This is a genomic window from Micromonospora sp. NPDC006766 (assembly GCF_040636055.1).
Taxonomy (GTDB): Bacteria; Actinomycetota; Actinomycetes; order Mycobacteriales; family Micromonosporaceae; genus Micromonospora.
Genome location: NZ_JBEYIX010000058.1, coordinates 21,206 through 37,888 on the forward strand (window position 1 = coordinate 21,206; position 16,683 = coordinate 37,888).

Sequence of the window (16,683 nt, forward strand, 5' to 3'; positions counted from 1 at the left end):
TGGCTGTAAAACTCCCCCGCAGGCCAAAGCACCGCGACTGACTAGTCGAGGAGAAATCGATGGCGATAAAGCGCCGCGCAGGCGCCGTCCTGGCGCTGCTTACGACCAGCGCGCTCCTTGCCGCCGGATGCAACAGCGGCGACAGTGAAGCGCCCAGCGAGAACGAGCTGTACAAGAACCCGGTGACCTTGACCTGGTGGCACAACGCCTCCCAGGACGGGCCCGGCAAGACCTACTGGGAAAAGGTCGCCAAGGATTTCCACGACCTTCACCCGACCGTCACGGTCAAGATCGAGGCGATCGAGACCAACCAGCTCCAGCGCACCCGGCTCCCCGCCGCGCTGCTGAGCAACGACCCGCCGGACATCTTCCAGGCGTGGGGCGGTGGTGAGATCCGCGAGCAGGTGGAGGCCGACTACCTCAAGGACATCACCGACCAGGTCAAGGCGGAGGTCGCCAACATCGGCAGCGCCACCGAGATCTGGCAGGTGAAGGGTAGGCAGTACGGCCTGCCGTTCCGGATGGGTATCGAGGGCATCTGGTACAACAAGGACATGTTCGCGAGGGCGGGCATCGCCGCTCCGCCGACCACGTTCGACGAACTCAACGACGCGGTCACCAAGCTCAAGGCGATCAACGTCATTCCGATCGCGCTCGGCGCCGGTGACAAGTGGCCCGCCGCGCACTGGTGGTACAACTTCGCGCTGCGTGCCTGCTCGGTCGACACCCTGAAGAAGGCCTCCATCGACCAGGTCTTCGACGACCCGTGCTTCCTGAAGGCCGGCGAGGACCTGAAGGCCTTCATCGCCACCAAGCCGTTCCAGCCCAACTTCATCGCCACACCGGGCCAGAACGACCCGACCAGCGCGAACGGCCTGCTCGCCAACGGCAAGGCCGCGATGGAACTGATGGGCGACTGGAACAGGGGCACCCTGGACAGCGTCGCCACGGACAAAGAGGCCCTCGGCAAGTTCCTGGGCTGGTTCCCCGTGCCGGCGATCGCCGGCTCCGCCGGTGACCCGAAGGCGGCCCTCGGCGGTGGCGACGGTTTCGCCTGCGCCAAGAACGCCCCGGCGGAGTGCGTCGAGTTCCTCAAGTACATCGTGAGCCCCGAGGTGCAGAAGGGCTACGCCGAGACCGGCACCGGCCTGCCCGTCGCCAAGGGCGCGGAGGGTGGAGTCGAGGATCCCGCGTTGAAGTCCATCCTGGAGGCCACGTCCAACGCGACCTACGTGCAGCTCTGGTTGGACACGGCCTTCGGCAGCACCGTCGGCAACGCGATGAACGATGGGATCGTCGCCATCTTCGCGGGCACCGGCACGCCCGAGCAGGTGGTCTCGGCCATGAAGGCGGCCGCAAGCAAGTGACCTCCATCAACCCAACCCTGAAACCCGCCGGCGGCGCGTCCGCGTCGCCGGCGGGTCTCCGGCCGGCCGGACGTTCGTCTGTCCGCGCGGCCGGCACTCGACGCAAGTGGTACGAAATCATCGGTCTCACGACGCCGGCCGTCGTCGTCTACGTGATGTTCGTGCTGGTGCCGATGGGCTTCGCGGTCTACTACAGCCTCTTCCGCTGGCGCGGGGTAGGACCGCCCACCGAGTACGTCGGTCTCAACAACTACAAGCTCGCCTTCCAGGATCCGATTTTCCTCGACGCGCTGCGCAACAACGCCATCATCGTGTTCGGCTCGCTGCTGATCCAGGGGCCCATCGCGCTGGGCATCGCGTTGCTGCTCAACCGTCGCTTCCGCGGGCGCACCGTGTTCCGGCTGCTGGCGTTCGTGCCCTACGTGCTCGCCGAGGTCACTGTCGGCATCATGTGGAAGCTGATCCTGACCGACGGCGGCACGGCCGACGCGCTGCTGCGGTCGCTGGGGCTGGGCAGCCTGGTGCAGGCGTGGCTCGCCGACCTCGACGTCGTCATCTGGACGCTGCTGTTCGTCCTCACCTGGAAGTACGTCGGCTTCGCCATCATCCTCCTGCTCGCCGGCCTGTCGAACGTGCCGGACGAGCTGACCGAGGCCGCCGCGATCGACGGCGCGAGCTGGTGGCAGGTCCAGCGGCACATCACGCTCCCACTGCTGGGCCCGACGATCCGGATCTGGATGTTCCTGTCGATGATCGGCTCGCTGCAGATCTTCGACGTGATCTGGGTGACCTCGGTACCCGCGGTGCGGTCGCTCGGCGCGTCGGCCACCATGGCGACGTACATGGTGGACAACGGGTTCTTCGCCCGGCTGTGGGGCTACGGCAACGCGGTGGCGGTGATCCTGTTCGTCATATCGTTCGTCGCCGCCCTGCTGTTCCAGCGTTTCCTGCTCCGTCGTGACATCGAAGGCGCCATCACCCGGAAGGCGGACTGACCGTGGCCGTGAACGCCGTCCTTTCCCCAACTTCCGAGCGTCGCCCGATGTCGTGGAGCACTCCGCTGACGTACGCGCTGGCGCTCGCGGTCGCGGCCGTGTCGATCGCCCCGGTGGCCTACGTGATCATCGGCGGGTTCCGCACCACCCCGCAGATCGTCGCGGACCCGGCCGGCCTGCCCGACCCCTGGGTCTGGGACAACTACTCCAGGGTGCTGACGCAAAGCCACTTCTGGCAGCAGGCGTTCAACAGCGCGGTGATCGCCCTCGGCACGACGCTCGGCGTCGTGGCGCTCGGCGTCTGCGCCGCGTTCGTGCTCGCCCGGTACTCCTTCCGCGGGCGTGAGGCGCTCTATACCTTCTTCACCCTCGGCCTGCTCTTCCCAGCCGGGGCGGCGATCCTGCCGCTCTACCTCATGCTGCGCGACCTCAGCCTGACCAACTCCTACTACGCCGTGATCCTTCCGCAGGTCGCCTTCTCGTTGCCGCTCACCATCGTGATCCTGCGGCCCTTCCTGTCCGCCATTCCCCGTGAGCTGGAGGACGCCGCCGCGATCGACGGCACGGGCCGGCTCGGGTTCCTCTGGCGCATCGCGCTGCCGCTGTCGCGGCCCGCGCTCGTCACCGTCGGGGTCCTCGCGTTCGTGGCGAGCTGGAACGCGTTCCTCCTGCCGCTGCTGGTCCTCAGCGATGTCAACCTGCACACCCTGCCGCTGGGCGTGCAGAACTTCTCGAGCCAGTACACCACCGACACGGCGGGCGTCCTCGCCTTCACGTCGCTGGCGATGCTGCCGGCACTGCTCTTCTTCACGCTCGCCGAGAAACAGATCGTCGGCGGCCTGCAGGGTGCGGTCAAGGGCTGAGCGACAGCGGTACAAGCACAACCAAGAAAGAGGCACAGCATGACTGAGGTCCACGGGGCAGTGGACGGGCCGGCGCCGGCTCAGGCAGGTCCGGACCACGACCGGCCGGACGGGCAGGACGGCGAGGCACGCGTACGCGAGCTACTCGGCCGGATGACGATCGAGGAGAAGATCGCTCAGCTCGTCGGCTTCTGGGAGAAGGAGGACGGCGAGGCCGTCGCACCGTTGCAGGGCGAGTTCGGCGACATCGCCAAGCTCGAGGACTTTTCCCGGCACGGGCTCGGCCACCTCACCCGGGCCTACGGCACGCGCCCCGTTGACGCCGCCGCGCGTGCGTCCTGGCTGTGGAAGTTCCAGTCGGACCTGGTGACGGGCACCCGGCTCGGCATACCGGCGATCGTCCACGAAGAGTGCCTCACCGGGCTTTCGGCGTGGAAGGCGGCCACCTTCCCCACCCCGCTGGCGTGGGGTGCCGCGTTCGATCCCGAGCTCGTCACCGAGATGGCCGCGGCGATCGGGGCGTCGATGCGAGCCCTGGGCATCCACCAGGGTCTCGCCCCGGTGCTCGACGTGATCCGTGACCCGCGTTGGGGCCGGGTCGACGAGTGTATCTCCGAAGACCCCTACCTGGTCGGCACCGTCGGCACGTCGTACGTGCGCGGCCTGCAGTCGCAGGGGGTGCACGCCACTTTGAAGCACTTCGCCGGCTACTCCGCCTCACGCGCCGGGCGTAACTTCGCCCCGGTGCACGCCGGCCCCCGGGAACTCGCCGACGTGCTGTTTCTCCCGTTCGAGATGGCGATCCGCGACGGCAACGCCCGCTCCGTCATGCACTCCTACGCCGAGATCGACGGCGTACCCGTCGCCGCTGACCCGACGATGCTGACCGGCGTGCTGCGGGACCGGTGGGGCTTCGACGGCACGGTGGTGGCCGACTACTACGGGGTGGCCTTCCTGAACCTGCTGCACCACGTCGCGGGCGACCACGCGGAGGCGGCCGTGCAGGCGCTGACCGCCGGAGTCGACATCGAGCTTCCGACGGGCGACGCCTACCTGACCCTGCCGGAGGCCGTGCGGGCCGGCAAGCTCGACGAGGCGATCATCGACCGGGCGGTGCTGCGGGTCCTGCGCCAGAAGCGGGAACTCGGGCTGCTCGATGCCACCTTCACGGACGAACCGCCCCAGGCGGTCGACCTCGACTCGCCCGAGCACCGGTCGATCGCCCGCCGCCTCGCGGAGAAGTCGATCGTCCTGGTCGCCAACCAGGACGTACTTCCGCTGCCCCCGGGTCGGCGCGTGGCGCTCATCGGTCCGAACGCCGACCGGCAGGGCGCGCTCTTCGGGTGCTACTCCTTCCTCAACCATGTGCTCGTCCAGCATCCGGACGTGGAAACCGGCATCGAGGTGCCGACGGTGCTCGACGCGATGCGCGTCGAGTTCGGCGCCGACCTCGTCACCTGGGCTCGCGGCTGCGACGTGGACAGCGACGACCGGTCCGGTTTCGACGAGGCTGTCGCCACGGCGGCCGCCGCGCAGGTCGCGGTGCTGGTCGTCGGCGACCACGCCGGTCTCTTCGGGCGCGGCACGGTCGGCGAAGGCTGCGACCGTGACGACCTGGAGCTGCCCGGGGTGCAGCGTGAGCTCGTCGAGGCGGTGCTGGCGACGGGCACGCCGGTGGTCCTCGTGCTGGTCACCGGCCGACCGTACGCGGTCGACTGGGCACTGGCGCGGTGCGCGGCGGTGGTGCAGGCGTTCTTCCCCGGCGAGGAGGGCGCCGGGGCGATCGCCGGCGTGCTCTCCGGGCGGGTCAACCCGTCGGGCAAGCTGCCGGTCAGCCTGCCCCGCTCGGCGGGGGCGCAGCCGTACTCGTACCTGCATCCCACGCTCGGCGAGGGCAGCGAGGTGACCAACCTGTCGGCGACGCCCGTGGCGCCGTTCGGCCACGGCCTGTCCTACACCACGTTCGAGCACGCCGACCTGGCCGTGCCCGCCACGGTGCCGACCGACGGGGCGCTGCGCGTGACCGTACGCGTGGCGAACACCGGCGCGGCCGCCGGCGACGACGTGGTCCAGCTCTACGGCCGCGACCTGGTGGCCTCGGTGACCCGACCGGTGGCGCAGCTGCTCGGCTACCGGCGGGTCCGCCTGGAACCGGGCCAGTCGATCACCGTCGAGCTGACGGTGCCGACCACCCGGCTGGCCTTCTCCGACCGCACGCTCACCCGGGTCGTGGAGCCCGGCGACGTCGAACTCTGGGTCGGCACCAGCGCCCGGCGGGACACCCAGGCGCTGACCACGTTGGTCGGCGACACGGTGCCGGTCACCAACGATTCCCCCCGGTGGACGACGTCCGAGATCTGCTGAGGTCGGTCCGTCGGTCGTCCACGGGGACGGCCGGCGGACCCGGTCAGGGGATCGGACGTCCGTAAGCGTCCGGCACCCCTGACTTACGGAAGAAGTAGGCGTTGATCTGATCCCGCCACTCCTGGGCGCACCGCAACTGCTCGTCGAGAAGCTCCCGCACCCGGGCGTGAACCCCCGGATCGACCATGCCGGCGAGTCGCTCCCACCGGCGTCGCATCGCCGCCACCTGCTCCACCCCGGCGAAGTGGGTGTCGTAGATGTGCTGGATCACCGTCGAGCCGCTGCGCAGCACGTGCCCGTACGGCACGTGGTGGAAGAAGAGCAGCAGCTCGTCCGGGCACCGCTCGACCGATTCGTACACGTCCCGCCAGGGCGGCGGGTACTGGCCGGTGAAGCCGGTGCCCGACGCCCGGGTGCGGTCGACGCCCACCCCGTCCCGGTCGGCGAAGTGGTAGGTGCCCCAGGGCGTGTACTCGTACCCGTCCACGTCGGGCCCGTAGTGATGGCCGGGACGGACCATGAATCCGACGCCGAGCGGGGCGGTGTACCGCTCGTAGGTATGCCACGAGTCGTCCATGATCTCGTGCAGTGCCCGGCGTATCGGGCCGGGCCCGCCCGGCGTCGACCTGGCGAAGGTGAGCTGGATCCACTCGTCGAGCACCGCCACCGGGTCCAGCCGTGGATCCCAGGCCAGCCGGCCGAAGGCATACAGGTTGGCCTGTGCCAGCGGATGCCCGGTCCAGAACGGATCGTCGCCCACGTTGGAGACCGCGACCAGACCACCGCCGGCCGCCTCGCCAGCAGTCGACCCGCCGGCCGCCACGTCGGCGACGGTCGGCCCGCCGTCCCCCCACGGCGTGAACCGGAGCACCTCGCTCCACCAGGGGGCCAGGTAGCACACGTGGCGCTGCTGGCCGGTGTACTCCTGGGTCACCTGGAACTCCACGGCCAGCCGAGTGCCGGGCATGGCCGCGATCACCGGGGAGATCGGCTCCCGTGGCTGGAAGTCCATCGGGCCGTGCTTCACCTGCAGGATCACGTTGTCCCGGAACTGCCCGTCGAGCGGGGCGAAATGGTCACAAGCGGCGCGGGCCCGGTCGGTCGACCGGTCGCGCCAGTCCTGCCGGTGGTGGTAAACGAAGGCACGCCAGTGCACCACACCCCCGAACGGCGCCAGCGCGTCGGCGAGAACGTTCGCGCCGTCGGCGTGGCTGCGCCCGTACGCGAAGGGGCCCGGCTGCCCCTCCGAGTCGGCCTTCACCACGTAGCCGCCGAAGTCGGGGACGCGCTCGTACACCTGGCGGGTGGTGTCGGCCCACCACGCCCGCACACCGCCGTCGAGCGGATCCGCGGTCGGCAGCCCGCCGAGGGCGACGGGCGCGGCGAAGCTGACGGACAGGTGCACCCGGATCCCGTACGGCCGCAGCACGTCCGCGATCGCCGCGACGTCGCCCAGCCGGTGCGTCAACAGTCGCATCTCCGTGGTGTGGACGTTCACGTTGTTCACCGCGACCGCGTTGACCCCGCAGGCCGCCAGCAGCCGCCCGTAGGCCCCGACCCGGGTCAGATCCGCCTGCCGCGCGCCGTCCCGCCAGAAGAGCGACCCGCCCGCGTAACCGCGCTCGACCTGGCCCATCACCGGATGGACGTCGACGTTGTCCCAGTGGTCGAGCATCCGCCGCCGCATCGCCGGCCGGTGCAGCTCCATCGGGCGGGTGAGCCCGAACGCCGACTCACCGAGCCTGACGAGGTGGAACAGACCGTAGAGCAAACCTGCGGGCGCCTCGGCCAGCACCACCGTGCCCTCGGCGTGCCGGGCCAGCAGGAAACCCTCCTCGTCCAGTGCGCCCGGCCCGTGCCGCCGGCGGTACCCGACCTCGACCGCCGCCGCGGTGATCGGCAGGAGGCCGGCCGGGATCAGCGCGAGCACCAGGTCGTACGACGTGCCGGACGCCGATCGCGCATCGACCGGCCGCGGCGGCGGCAGGTCCACGCGGCCGCCGTACCGGGCGCACGCCTGAGCTGCCTCGTGGCGCACCGTGTCGACGAGGGTGCCCTCGCCGCAGACCAGGATGTGCCGCGACCCGAGGGCGCGGAACGCCTCCGGCGGCAGCCAGGCGGCGTGTACGTCGTTCGGCTGGGCGGTATTCAACAGACCTCCGACTCAAGTGGGCCGATCACGCGGATTTTGCGGCCCTCGGCGTGAAGTCCTCGCGGATGGCGGTGATCATCGGTCGGCTGCCGACCAACAGGGCCAAGGCCAGCAGCGCGCCCAGCGCCGCGACCACCGCCTCCGAGGTGAGCACGGTCAGGGCGGCGGTCGCGACCAGCAGGCCGGCGTTGCCGAGGGTGACGGCCGGCGTGCGTGCGAGGAAATATCGGGCCAGCCGCAGGACGTCCCGGAACCGAAAGGAGAACAGTGAGGCGATCACCAGCGCGTTGACACCGACCAGGGTCACGCCGGCCCCGATCAGCACGAGCGGCACCGCCCACCAGCGGGGAACGCCGGCGGCGGGCAGGTGGGCGAGATTCACCGCGATGACGGTCAGCCACAGCAGCAGCGGAACCCAGATCCGCAGGACGTCGGCGAGGTTGGCCCGGTAGCCGCGCCAGAAGACGCGCGCCGGGTGCAGGTCGGTCGGGTCGGGACGTTGATGGTGCAGCGTGTACAGGGCGGCGGACCCGGCCGGGCCGAGCGGAAGCGTGCAGGCCGCGGCCAGCGGGAGGTTGCTGACGTCCCGTTCCAGCAGCATCAGCGCGACCAGTCCGGGCGCCGTGGTGACCAGGAACAGTAGTTCGACCACCAGCACCGTGTAGATCAGCGCCGCGGCGCGGGACAGCGGCCCGTCGCCGAACTGGCGCCGCGCGCCGAGGGCGTTGTTCACGCCGCCTCCCCGTCGGTCTCCGCGGCGCGCGGCGACCCGTCGCTGGCGGTGCGGCCGAGCAGCCGGTCGTCGTCCCACCACGGCGGGGTCTCGTCGATCACCGGGGTCAGCTCGGCCAGGGTCACCTCGTGCCGGGACAGGTGCAGGTCGAGCATGACTCGGCCGCCCTCGATCGGCAGCCTCGCGTGCCGCCGGGCCGGCTCGGCGGCCTCCCGCAGGGCGTCCAGCTGCCGAGTGCCGGGGGAGTGCGGGCGGCCCATCTCGCACCACGCCGTCCAGGCATTGCCCACCTGTTCGTCGACCGACGAGCGCAGCAGGAACGCGGCACCCGACGCGGCCGTGCCCAGGGGCAGCGACAGGCGGACGGTGTGCCGGTCCGGGCCGGGGGTGTCGCCGGTGGCGTCCACCGGCGCCCAGGCCAGCACGGCGATCCGGCCGACGGCGTCCCGGGTGACCAGGTGGTCCGGGCCGCGGGCGAGCACCTGGTCGCCGAGGCGGGCCATGAACGCGTACAGGTGGTAGGTGGGCTTCTTGACCTGGCGGTGGGTGAGCAGGCCGAACCCGCCGTGAAACAGCGAGGTCGGCACCCCCTCCTCCTCGAACATGTCGCTGAAGGTCCAGTAGGAGAAGGAGTCGACCAGGTCGCCGCCGGCGGCCACCACCGGAGCGAGGTACGCGGCGTGAAACGCCGTGTCGTGGACCCGGTTGTCGGGCCGGTAGGAGGAGTTGAACTCGGTGATGTGCACCGGCCGGCCCGCGAGCGCGCTGCCGCGCAGCTGCCGTCGGGGGCTGGCGAACTGGTCCAGCAGGCTGGACGCGGGCGCGAGGGTCTGGTGGGTGCCGAACGGCACGTGCTGTGCGGGCCCGGAGGTGTACGCGTGCCGGCTGACGAAGTCGACCGGCACCGAGCGGGCGGTCACGAACTCGGCGAACGGCATCAGCCACTCGTCCGCGCCGGGGGAGATGGCGGGGCCGCCGACCTGCAGCGCCGCGTCGACCTCCTTGACCGCGTGCGCCGTCACCTCGTAGAGCCGGTGGTAGGCATCCTGGTCGGCGTTCTGCCAGAACGCTGTGAGGTTGGGTTCGTTCCACACCTCGGTCGGCCAGGTGCGTACCTCGTCGAGCCCGTAGCGGTCGATCAGGTGGGTGAGCGTGGCCCGGACCAGATCGGCCCAGCCCTGCCAGGACTTCGGCGGGGTGACGTTGCCGCGCCACCAGAACACCGTCTGGTCGCCGGAGGCGAGGGCGGCGGGCATGAATCCCAGCTCCAGGAAGGGCCGGATGCCGAGCTGAAGGTAGGCGTCGATCACCTGGTCGACGTACGTGAACGCGTACCGCACCCGGCGCGACCCCCGGTATTCGTAGGGCCGGTAGACGCCGGTGCCGTCGCTGAACAGCCCGTGCCCGCGGAGGTGCCGGAAACCGATCTCCCGCTGGACGAGGGCCAGCGATTCCTGGTAGTCACGCCGGAGCCCCAGCTCGAACCGGCCGGTGCCGACGCAGGCCCGCCACGCGTCGGTCAGCCGGCCCGTGGCCTGTTCCGGTACGACGATCCGCATGCCGTCTTTCTCCTCCGCTCGCCGACCCGCGCACCCTTCGGTCGGGCCCGCCGACGGGCCCGACCGAGAGCCGAGGTCAGCCGTGGTGCTTCTGGTAGCGGTCGTACGCCTTGTTGACCGCGTCCAGGTAGGAGCCCATGTTCCTGCCCTTGAGCTCGGTCACGTAGGCGTCCCACTCACCGAGGTCGCGCTGGCCCAGGCTGAACTTCAGCGTGTTCTGGTAGACGTAGTCCTTCAGCGGCGTCTCCCAGAGGGTCACCTGCTCGCGTTCCTCGTCGGTGAGCGGGTGCGGCGGCGGGACCGCGACGTTCGGGCGGGCGTTGAGCAGTTTCTGGAATTCCATCTCCTCGGCGGAGAAGAAGGACTGGACCAGGTCGAGGCGGCCACCGTAGGCGAAGATGCCGTTGTAGAAGCCGAAGTCCTTCTGTAGGTGCTTCGTACCCTTCGGGTTGAGCCCGATGACGTCGACGTCGGGGGTGAGGGTGTGCTTGCCGGACGAGTCCTTGGTGTAGGTGACGCCCTCGACACCCCACTTGGCGAACTCCTGGCCGGTGTCGGAATACCAGAGCCAGTCGATGAACTGCATCATGGCCACGAAGTTCTTGCTGTCGCGCGCCTTCGAGGAGATCATGATGCCGTTCTCAAGCCGGCTCGCCGGGTTCATCGGCCCGGCCGGCCCGATCGGAAACGGAATCTTGGCCATCCGCGCGTTCGGGAGGGTCTTCGCCAGGTCGGGCCGGTAGTCGTTGACCAGGGTCTGCGCGTTGGTGCTGATCACGAAGGACTTGCCACTGGCGAGTTTCTGACGGGCCTGGTCGTCGGTCTGGGTGAAGGTCTCCGGGTCGAGCAGCTTCTCGTCGACCAGCTTGTGCAGGTATTCCAGCATCGCCTTGTACTGCTCGGACGCGCCGGTGTAGACGAACTTCTTGGCGTTCGCGTCCCAACTGGTGTGCTGGAAGTTCCAGCCGGCGCCCTGCAGGCCGTAGGCGAGGGCGAGCATGTTCAACAGGTTGCCGGCGGGGTTGGGTTTGCCGAACCGGTCGGAGAACGGGTAGACGTTCGGGTACGCCGCCTTCATCGCCTTGAGCATGGTGTACACGTCGTCCCAGGTCTCCGGTACCGGAATCTTGAGCTCCTCGAGGATGTCCATCCGGACCGCGAGGGTGTAGTCCTGCCAGGGCTTCTCGTGCAGCCCGGGAAGCAGGTAGAACTTGCCGTCCTCCTGGCGGAGCGAGTCGATCTCCGGCTGCAGGTTCCACTTCTCGATCTTGTCTTTGAAGTGGGGCATCAGGTCGAGGTACTCGCTGACCGGCAGGATCGCGCCGGAGGAGACGTAGGCGTCCTCCTGCGGGTGGTAGGTCTTCGGAATGATGAACGGCGCGTCGCCGGCGCCGATCAGGACGCTGCGCTTCTGCTCGTAGTCGCTCAGCGGCACGGCGACCGGCTCGATCTTGACCCCGGTCCGCTTGGTCAGCTCCGACCAGAACAGCCAGTCGTCCTTCAACGGGTAGTTCGGGTGGTTGTTGTAGAGCATCGAGAAGGACACCGCCTGGGTGGCCTTGAACTGGTCACCGACGCCGTACGTGTCCATGGCGCCGCCCCGCTTGCCGGAGAGGTCCTTCTTGTCGTCGGCGTCGTCGCTGCAGCCGGCCACCGAGACGACGGCGGCCGCGCCGGCGGCGAACAGCAACTGGCGCCGGGAGAGCTGGGCCATGGGGGGATTCCTTTCGCGTGGGGGCGGTGTGGACGGTTACGCCGGCGGCTACCCCTTGACCGCGCCGAGCATGACCCCGGAGACGAAGTACCGCTGAATGAAGGGGTAGACCGCCAGGATGGGCAGGACCGTGAGCACGATGGTCACGGACTGGATGGTGGCGGCGGACTGAACGACGTCGCTGGCGCTGCCGAGGCCGCCGCCGGTCGAGGTCGCGTCGGTCGCGCCGGCGATGAGGTTGCGCAGATAGACGGTCACCGGAAACAGATCCAGGCGGTCCATGTACAGGAACGCGGCGAACCAGGAGTTCCAGAAGGAGACGGCGTAGAAGAGCACCATCGTGGCGACCACCGCCTTCGACAGCGGCAGCACGATCCGCAGCAGGATGCCGTACGTGTTCAGCCCGTCGACGGCAGCGGCCTCCTCCAGCTCGACCGGCAGACTCTCGAAGAACGCCTTCATCACGAGCAGGTTGAACACGTTGATGGCGTTGGGCAGCGCGATCGCCCACACGGTGTTCTTCAACCCGAGGCTGGTGACCAGGATGTAGTTGGGGATCAGACCACCGGTGAAGAACATGGTGAACACCGCGATCCCGACCAGCGCCGTGCGGCCCTTGAGTTGTCTCTTCGACAGGACGTAGGCGTAGCAGGTGGTCAGCACGATCGATGCGGCCGTGGCCACGACCGTGTACACCACCGTGTTGCGATAGCTCGTCCAGAACATCGGGTCGGACATCACCGCCCGGTACGCGGCGAGATTGAACCCGCGCGGGATCAGGTTCACCTGCCCCGACACGATGTACGCGTTGTCGCTGAGCGAGCGGGCCACGATGTTGACGAAGGGATACAAGGTCACCAGCACGACGCCGGTCAGGATGATGGCGTTGACCACTCGGAAGACCCGGTAGCCCCGGCTGGTGTGCGCGCCGTGCCGGCGGCCGGTCGCGGGGGCGGGCGCGCTCGTGTCGATGGTCACCACAGGCTCGTCCCTACCGCCCGCCGGGAGATCGCGTTCGCCGACAGCACCAGCGTCAGCCCGATCACGGATTCGAACAGGCCGATGGCCGCCGCGTAGCTGAAGTTGCTGGAGACGATGCCGACCCGGAACAGATAGGTGGAAATCACGTCGGCCGTGGGGTAGGTCAACGGGTTGTACAGCAACAGGATCTTCTCGAAGCCGACCGCCATGAACGTGCCGATGTTGAGGATCAGCAGGGTCACCATCGTCGGCCGGATCCCGGGCAGCGTCACGTGCCAGGTCTGCCGCCACCGGTTGGCACCGTCGATGCGGGCCGCCTCGTACAGGTCCTCGTCGACGGCGGTCAGCGCGGCGAGGTAGAGGATGGTGCCCCAGCCGACGGTCTGCCAGACCTCCGAGGAGACGTAGATCGTCCGGAACCACCCGGCCTGTTGCAGGAACGGCACCGCCTCGCCGCCGACAGCGCGGACGAACTGGTTCACCGTTCCGTCCATGGACACCAACTGCATGACCATGGCCGCCACGATCACGATCGACAGGAAGTGCGGCAGGTAGGACACCGACTGGACGAACCGTTTGAGCCGGCGGCTGCGCAGCTCGTTGAGCAGCAGCGCCAGCACGATGGGCAGTGGGAAGCAGAACAACAGGGTCAGCGCGCCCAGCACCAGCGTGTTGGTGAACACGTCCCAGAACGTCGGGTCGGTGAGGAACATCCGTACGTACCGCAGGCCCACCCAGCGCTCGCCGAACACGCTCCCGCCCGGTTGGAACCGCCGGAAGGCGATCACGTTCCCGAGCATCGGCAGGTAGCGGAAGACCAGGAAGAACAGCAGTGGCAGGACCGCCAGGGAGTAGAGCTGCCAATCCCGCCGCAGCGCCTGGCGCCAGGTGCGCCGACCGGCGCGGCGGCGGGCCGGGTCGGGCAATCTGCTGTTCACGTGGACCCCCCTCGACCGACCCGGGTCAACCCGCGACCGTCCGGTCCGCGCGGCGTCGGCGCGCCGAAACTTCCAGCGACACCACGGTACTTTTCGGCAACCTAGGGGCAGCGACGTGAATGTGTCAAGGGTTGACAAACCAGGGACGTTACGCCGCACTCCGGGACAGACCGTATTGATGGAGCTGAGCCGTCAACTCGGCGGGAAATCATTTACGGGCGCACGGGTGTCGATGTCGGCATGATACGGTGCCGCGAAACTTCCGGACGTTCCGGTGTCCGGCGGAACCACGCGAGGATTCATGCCCCTGTTCGATTTCCCCCTCGACCAGTTGCGTCGCTACGCGCCCGTGGTGGCCGAACCGGCCGACTTCGACGCGTTCTGGCAGACGACCCTCGCGGAGGCCGAGACCCGGCCGGTCCTGCTCGACGTACGGCCGGAGCCGACCGACCTCCGTCTCGTCGACTCCTGGGACGTCACCTTCGCCGGCTTCGGCGGCGACCCGATCCGGGCCTGGTACACCCGTCCCGCCGGAGTGGACGACCCACTGGCCACGGTGGTGGAGTTCACCGGCTACGGGCGCGGGCGCGGCCTGCCGCACGAGCGGCTGACCTGGCCGGTGGCCGGCTACGCGCACCTGCTGATGGACTGCCGAGGCCAGGCCGGCCAGCACGGCGGCGGGGACACCCCCGACCCGGGTCAGGGGACGGCCGGTGGCCCCTGGCCGGTGACCTGGGGCATCCTGACACCCCACGGCTACCACTACCGCCGGCTGATCACCGACGCCGTGCGGGCGGTCCGGGCGGCGCGCGCCCTGCCGGGTGTCGACCCCGACCGGGTCGTCGCGGCCGGCAACAGCCAGGGTGGTGGCCTCGCCCTGGCCGTGGCGGGGCTGGTGCCCGATCTCGCCGCGCTGCTCACCACGGTCCCGTTCCTTTGTCACATCGAGCGGGCAATCGAGATCACCGACGCTGCCCCGTACGGTGAGATCGTGCGTTATCTGGCCGTCAACCGGGAGGCGGAGACGGCGGTCCGCCGAACGCTGTCGTACGTCGACGGCGTGACGTTCGCCCGCCGGGCCACCGCTCCCGCGCACTTCGGGATCGGGTTGCGCGACCCGGTCTGCCCGCCCAGCACCGGCTTCGCCGCCTACAACCAGTACGGCGCCGCCAACGGCCGGCCGGGCTCGCCCGAGCGCGAGATGCACGTCTATCCGTTCAACCAGCACGAGGGCGGGGAGGCCGTGCACGTGCGACGCCAGCTGCGGTGGCTCGCGTCGGCGCTGCCCGACCCCGGACGCTCCGATCCGCCGGGCGGCCCGAGCGCAGCTGGCACCGCCAGCCGGCCGGGATGAGAAATCGGTGCCAGCTCGTGCGCGACGAGGCGAGCACTGCTGATCGTCAGATTCGGGTGTGACACCCTTTCCGCACCGTGCACGCTCTGCTGTGCGCGACGACGCGAAGTGCGCTGCGAAGCGAAGTGCGCTGCGAAGCGGCGGGCTTCCTGTTGAAGGGTGGCGGGTGGTGGCACGGTTCCGGATGTCGCGGCGGCAGGTATTGACGCACGGGGTAACGGCGACGGGCGCATTGGTTGCTGGTAGTGCGGCTACCGTCGCCGTGAGTCGATGGGCTGAGCAGGGCAGGATTCCGTCTACCATTCCGTCTGGCGCGTTGCTCGACGACGCGAGCAGACTCAACCCGACCGCCGTGCGGGGGGTGCTTTTCGCCGGCAAGTCGGTGGAATCCACCACCCAGGTCGTCACGCCGTTGCTGCGCCGCATCGCCGAAGGCGATGACCCGCCGCTGGCTATCGCAGGCGTACGTCATTCCATGGGTGGGCAGAGCATGCTCGCCGACGGTTGGGTCCTCGACACCCGTCCCATGAACGAGATTCTGCTGGACAGTGCGGCTGGTGTGGTGCGCGTGGGCGCGGGAGCGACGTGGCGCGAGATCATACCGGTGCTCAACGCGGCCGGCTTCGCGCCGAAGGTGATGCAGTCCAATCACGACTTTTCGGTGGGCGGCTCACTGAGCGTGAACTGCCACGGCTGGCATACCAACCATCCGCCGATCTCGGCCACCGTACGCAGCTTCCGGCTGCTCACGGCAGGCGGCGACGTGATCACCTGCAGTCCGACGGAGAACGTGGAACAGTTCGGACTGGTGCTCGGCGGCTATGGCTTGTTCGGTGTGATCCTCGACGTCGACCTCGACGTTTGGCCCAACGCGATGTACAGCCCGCATTTCCACACCCTGCGCACCCGCGACTACGCGACCACGTTCACCAGGCGGGTGTACGCGGCCGACTCCCGGGTGGAAATGGCCTACGGACGGTTGTCGGTGGATCCGCGCAACTTCCTGGACGAAGCCATCCTGGTCACCTTCACCCCGGATCCGGGCACGCGCGGCGCCGTGCTGCCGTTGGCCAGCCCGGCCATGCCGCAGCTCGAACGAGGGGTCTTCCGCAACTCTGCCGGCAGCAACGTGGGCAAGGCGCTGCGCTGGGGCGTGGAACGCGACATGGCACCATTGCTGGCCGGCCCACTGAGCCGAAACAGTATCTTGAACGAGCCGGTAGCGGTCTTCGCCGACCACTCGTCAGGGACGCGGGACATCCTCCACGAATACTTCGTCCCGCAACAACGACTGTGGGAGTTTGTCCAGAAGGCCCGAGGAATCATCAAACATGGTCAGGTAGAACTGCTCAACGTCACCGTCCGCGACGTGCGGCAGGACCGCCGCAGCGCACTGGCGTACGCCCGGCAGGATGTTTTCGGCCTGGTGATGAACTTCCGGCAGGAGAACACCGGCGACGCTGAGGACCGCATGCGCACCCTGACCCGTAAGCTGATCGATGCGGCGGTCGACGTTGACGGCACGTTCTATCTGCCGTACCGGCTGCACGGCACGGGCGCCCAGCTCCGTCGCGCCTACCCGGCCTGGGAGGCGGTCGTGGGGGGGGGAACGCCCCCCCCCCCCCCGGGCGCCGGGCCCCCCCCCCCCCACAAACACAAAACC

At 69.2% G+C, this 16,683-nt stretch carries 12 protein-coding genes; 6 read left to right on the forward strand and 6 right to left on the reverse strand.

Translation table 11 applies throughout. The annotated features are described in order from the left end of the window. Positions 1-59 precede the first annotated feature (59 nt). Genes ABZ671_RS28445 through ABZ671_RS28460 form a run of 4 tightly spaced genes read left to right on the forward strand, consistent with a single transcriptional unit; the run spans position 60 to position 5,589 of the window. Positions 60-1,367: an extracellular solute-binding protein gene (locus ABZ671_RS28445; protein WP_357863898.1), complete on the forward strand. Its 1,308-nt coding sequence runs from the start codon at positions 60-62 to the stop codon at positions 1,365-1,367. Beyond that, positions 1,364-2,362 carry a sugar ABC transporter permease gene (locus tag ABZ671_RS28450; protein WP_357863900.1) on the forward strand — a complete coding sequence of 333 codons (999 nt, stop codon included), beginning with the start codon at positions 1,364-1,366 and terminating at the stop codon, positions 2,360-2,362. The genes ABZ671_RS28445 and ABZ671_RS28450 overlap by 4 nt, the downstream gene beginning before the upstream one ends. Next, a complete protein-coding gene (locus ABZ671_RS28455) occupies positions 2,359-3,225 on the forward strand; it encodes a carbohydrate ABC transporter permease (protein WP_357863922.1) in 867 nt (288 codons plus the stop codon). The genes ABZ671_RS28450 and ABZ671_RS28455 overlap by 4 nt, the downstream gene beginning before the upstream one ends. 39 nt (positions 3,226-3,264) lie before the next feature. Beyond that, positions 3,265-5,589, forward strand: coding sequence for a glycoside hydrolase family 3 N-terminal domain-containing protein (locus tag ABZ671_RS28460; RefSeq protein WP_357863902.1), 2,325 nt, complete (start codon positions 3,265-3,267; stop codon positions 5,587-5,589). Between the two features lie 43 nt (positions 5,590-5,632). Here ABZ671_RS28460 and ABZ671_RS28465 read toward each other — a convergent pair whose 3' ends face one another. From ABZ671_RS28465 to ABZ671_RS28490, 6 genes are all read right to left on the reverse strand, one after another. Continuing rightward, positions 5,633-7,741, reverse strand: a complete 2,109-nt coding sequence (locus ABZ671_RS28465; RefSeq protein ID WP_357863904.1) for an alpha-glucuronidase — start codon at positions 7,739-7,741, stop codon at positions 5,633-5,635. 25 nt (positions 7,742-7,766) lie between these two features. Then, on the reverse strand, positions 7,767-8,474 hold the full coding sequence (locus ABZ671_RS28470; protein ID WP_357863906.1) for a DUF624 domain-containing protein: 708 nt from the start codon (positions 8,472-8,474) through the stop codon (positions 7,767-7,769). Continuing rightward, a complete protein-coding gene (locus ABZ671_RS28475; protein ID WP_357863908.1) occupies positions 8,471-10,033 on the reverse strand; it encodes a xylan 1,4-beta-xylosidase in 1,563 nt (520 codons plus the stop codon). Before ABZ671_RS28475 ends, ABZ671_RS28470 begins: the two co-directional genes overlap by 4 nt. A gap of 76 nt (positions 10,034-10,109) precedes the next feature. Then, the gene (locus ABZ671_RS28480; protein ID WP_357863910.1) at positions 10,110-11,747 is read right to left on the reverse strand and encodes an extracellular solute-binding protein; all 1,638 of its coding nucleotides are present in this window, start codon (positions 11,745-11,747) and stop codon (positions 10,110-10,112) included. Positions 11,748-11,795: 48 nt separating this feature from the next. After that, entirely contained in the window at positions 11,796-12,725 is a 930-nt protein-coding gene (locus tag ABZ671_RS28485) for a carbohydrate ABC transporter permease (protein ID WP_357863911.1), read from the reverse strand. Then, positions 12,722-13,666: an ABC transporter permease subunit gene (locus ABZ671_RS28490; protein ID WP_357863913.1), complete on the reverse strand. Its 945-nt coding sequence runs from the start codon at positions 13,664-13,666 to the stop codon at positions 12,722-12,724. The genes ABZ671_RS28485 and ABZ671_RS28490 overlap by 4 nt, the downstream gene beginning before the upstream one ends. Positions 13,667-13,967: 301 nt before the next feature. Between ABZ671_RS28490 and ABZ671_RS28495 the strand changes: the two genes are divergently transcribed. Then, complete coding sequence (locus ABZ671_RS28495) at positions 13,968-15,020, forward strand: acetylxylan esterase (RefSeq protein ID WP_357863915.1); 1,053 nt, start codon at positions 13,968-13,970, stop codon at positions 15,018-15,020. Between the two features lie 316 nt (positions 15,021-15,336). Then, positions 15,337-16,683: FAD-binding oxidoreductase (locus ABZ671_RS28500; RefSeq protein WP_357863918.1), on the forward strand; the 1,347-nt coding region annotated here is incomplete at its 3' end.